At 62.3% G+C, this 2,999-nt stretch carries 3 protein-coding genes; all 3 read right to left on the bottom strand.

Going from position 1 to position 2,999, the window contains the following annotated elements; all coding sequences use genetic code 11:
• Window positions 1-86: 86 nt before the first annotated feature.
• From NUV89_RS28875 to NUV89_RS28885, 3 genes are read right to left on the bottom strand one after another with little or no spacing between them, the layout of a single operon-like run.
• Window positions 87-896 (bottom strand): ABC transporter permease, encoded by an 810-nt coding sequence (locus tag NUV89_RS28875; RefSeq protein WP_025856826.1) that lies wholly within the window; start codon window positions 894-896, stop codon window positions 87-89.
• Window positions 886-1,815 (bottom strand): ABC transporter permease, encoded by a 930-nt coding sequence (locus tag NUV89_RS28880; RefSeq protein ID WP_257784002.1) that lies wholly within the window; start codon window positions 1,813-1,815, stop codon window positions 886-888. The genes NUV89_RS28875 and NUV89_RS28880 overlap by 11 nt, the downstream gene beginning before the upstream one ends.
• A 1-nt stretch (window position 1,816) precedes the next feature.
• Window positions 1,817-2,851, bottom strand: coding sequence for an ABC transporter ATP-binding protein (locus NUV89_RS28885; RefSeq protein WP_257784003.1), 1,035 nt, complete (start codon window positions 2,849-2,851; stop codon window positions 1,817-1,819).
• Window positions 2,852-2,999: the final 148 nt, after the last annotated feature.

The following is a 2,999-nucleotide window of genomic DNA, read 5'->3' on the forward strand; positions in this document are numbered from 1 at the left end:
TGGATCAGTGACAGATGTGTTGAATGACACACCGCTTTCGCGAGCAAGCCCGCTCCCAAATTTTTTGACCGCATTCCTCCAGTCAGTTATTTACCGCCACTCCCCGCCACGCTTTCACCGCCGCGCGTCAGGTAATAGGCACCGAGAATCGGGAACATCGTCACCAACATCACCAGCATCGCGACCACATTGGTCACCGGCACATCCCGTGGGCGGCTCAACTGGTTGAGCAGCCACAACGGCAAGGTGCGCTCGTGGCCAGCGGTGAAGGTGGTGACGATGATTTCGTCAAACGACAGCGCAAACGCGAGCATGCCGCCGGCCAGCAGCGCCGAGCCGAGGTTGGGCATGATGATGTAGCGGAAGGTCTGCCAGCCGTCGGCGCCGAGGTCCATCGAAGCTTCGATCAGGCTGTGGGAAGTGCGGCGCAAACGGGCGATCACGTTGTTGTAGACGATCACCACACAGAACGTCGCATGGCCGACGATGATGGTGAACATCCCCGGTTCAATGCCCAGGGTCTTGAACGTCGCCAGCAAGGCGATACCGGTGATGATCCCCGGCAGCGCAATCGGCAGGATCAGCATCAGCGACACGCCCTGCTTGCCGAAGAACTCACGGCGATACAAGGCCGCCGACGCCAGCGTACCGAGCACCATGGCAATCAGCGTGGCGATGGCGGCGATCTGCAAGGACAGCTTGATCGCTTCCAGCACGTCCGGCCGGGCGAAGGCCACGCTGAACCACTTCAAGGTAAAACCCTGGGGTGGAAAGCTGAACGCCGCTTCTTCGGTGTTGAAGGCGTAGAGGAAGATGATCAGGATCGGGAAGTGCAAAAACACCAGGCCGCCCCAGGCTGCGATCTTCAAGCCTAATGAGGATTTTTCAGAGTGCATCGAAGGCCCCCAGGCGTTTGACGATGGACAGGTAAACCGCGATCAGCACGATCGGCACCAGGGTGAACGCCGCTGCCATGGGCATATTGCCGATGGCGCCTTGCTGGGCGTAGACCATGCCGCCGACGAAGTACCCCGGCGGCCCGACAAGCTGCGGCACGATGAAGTCGCCCAAGGTCAGCGAGAAGGTGAAGATCGACCCGGCGGCAATCCCCGGGATCGACAGCGGCAGAATCACCTGCATGAAGGTCTGGCGCGGCTTGGCGCCGAGGTCGGCCGAGGCTTGCAGCAACGACGGCGGCAGGCGCTCCAGCGAGGCCTGGATCGGCAGGATCATGAACGGCAGCCAGATGTAGACAAACACCATGAAGCGCCCCAGGTGCGAGGTGCTCAAGGTGCTGCCGCCCACGCCGGGAATGCCCAGCACGAACTGCAACACCGGCTCCAGGCCCAGGTGCTGCACGAACCACTGCGCCACGCCGCCCTTGGCCAGCAGCAGGGTCCAGGCATAGGCCTTGACGATGTAGCTGGCCCACATCGGCATCATCACCGCGATGTAGAAAAACGCCTTGGTCTTGCCCGTGGTGTAGCGCGCCATGTAGTAGGCGATGGGGAAGGCCACCACGGCGCTGGCGATGGACACCACGATCGCCATGCTCAGGGTGCGCAGGATGATGTCGAAGTTCGACGGCTGGAACAGCGCGGCGAAGTTGGCCAGGGTCAGGTCCGGCGTGACCGCCATGGTGAAGTCGTCAAAGGTGTAGAACCCTTGCCAGAGCAAGGTCAGCAGCGAGCCGAGGTAGATCGCGCCGAACCAGATCAACGGCGGGATCAACAACATCGCCAGGTACAGGTTGGGCTTGCGGTACAGCAGGTTGGAAAACCTGCGCATCGCCGGTTGGGAAAGGGCCAGGCTCATGTCACACCTCGCCTGCGATGTCGGTCAGTGGCGTCATGGCTTCACGGGCCCAGCGGGCGGTGATCGACTGGCCGACCTGATGACCGCTGCTGATGTCCAGCCACTGGTGGTTGGCCTGGCTGATGTTCAGGGCCTGGCCGTTTTCCAGTTTCAGTTCGTAGCGCGTGGCGCTGCCCTGGTATTGGATGTCGTGCAGCAAGCCGCTGACTTCCACTTCGCCGGCAGCCAGCGGGCCTTCGGCAAAACGCACGTGTTCCGGGCGGATCGAAAAGGGCTGAGGGTTGCCGCTCAGGCGCTGGGCCAGCTCGCCGCGAATCACGTTGGAGGTGCCGACAAACTCGGCAACAAACGTGGTGGCCGGCTTCATGTACAGGTTACGCGGGGTATCGACCTGTTCGATGCGGCCTTTGTTGAACACCGCCACCCGGTCGGACATCGACAGCGCTTCGGTCTGGTCGTGGGTCACGAAGATAAAGGTGATGCCGAGCTGGCGTTGCAGCTTTTTCAGCTCGCTTTGCATCTGCTCGCGCAGCTTGAGGTCGAGGGCGCCCAGGGGTTCATCCAGCAGCAACACGCGCGGGCGATTGACCAGGGCGCGGGCCAGGGCCACACGCTGGCGCTGGCCGCCGGACAGTTGCACCGGCTTGCGCTCGCCGTAACCGCCGAGGGCGACCATCCCCAGGGCTTCCTCGGCACGGTTGAGGCGCTCGGTCTTGCCGACGCCCTTGACCTTGAGGCCATAGGCCACGTTGTCGCGCACATTCATATGGGGGAACAGCGCGTAATCCTGGAACACGGTGTTCACGTCGCGCTGATACGGCGGCAAGCCCGCGGCTTCCTCGCCATGGATACGGATCGAGCCTGCGCTCGGTTGCTCGAACCCGGCGATCAGGCGCAGGCAGGTGGTCTTGCCCGAGCCGGAAGGGCCGAGCATGGAAAAGAACTCGCCGTCCTGGATATCGATGGAAACCCGGTCAACGGCTTTCACTTCGCCGAACTGACGGGAAACGTGGGTGAATTGGACTGCAAGCGTCATGGTGCGGTGCTCCGAAAAGGCGCGGGTCGTCGCAGCGGCCCGGCCTGGACTTCTGAAAAATCTGGGAATCTGTGAACGCGGTCAAAAATGTGGGAGCGGGCTTGCTCGCGAATGCGGTGGGTCAGTTATGGATGTGTTGGCTGACACC

Source organism: Pseudomonas sp. 18.1.10, from assembly GCF_024655625.1.
Classification (GTDB): domain Bacteria; phylum Pseudomonadota; class Gammaproteobacteria; order Pseudomonadales; family Pseudomonadaceae; genus Aquipseudomonas.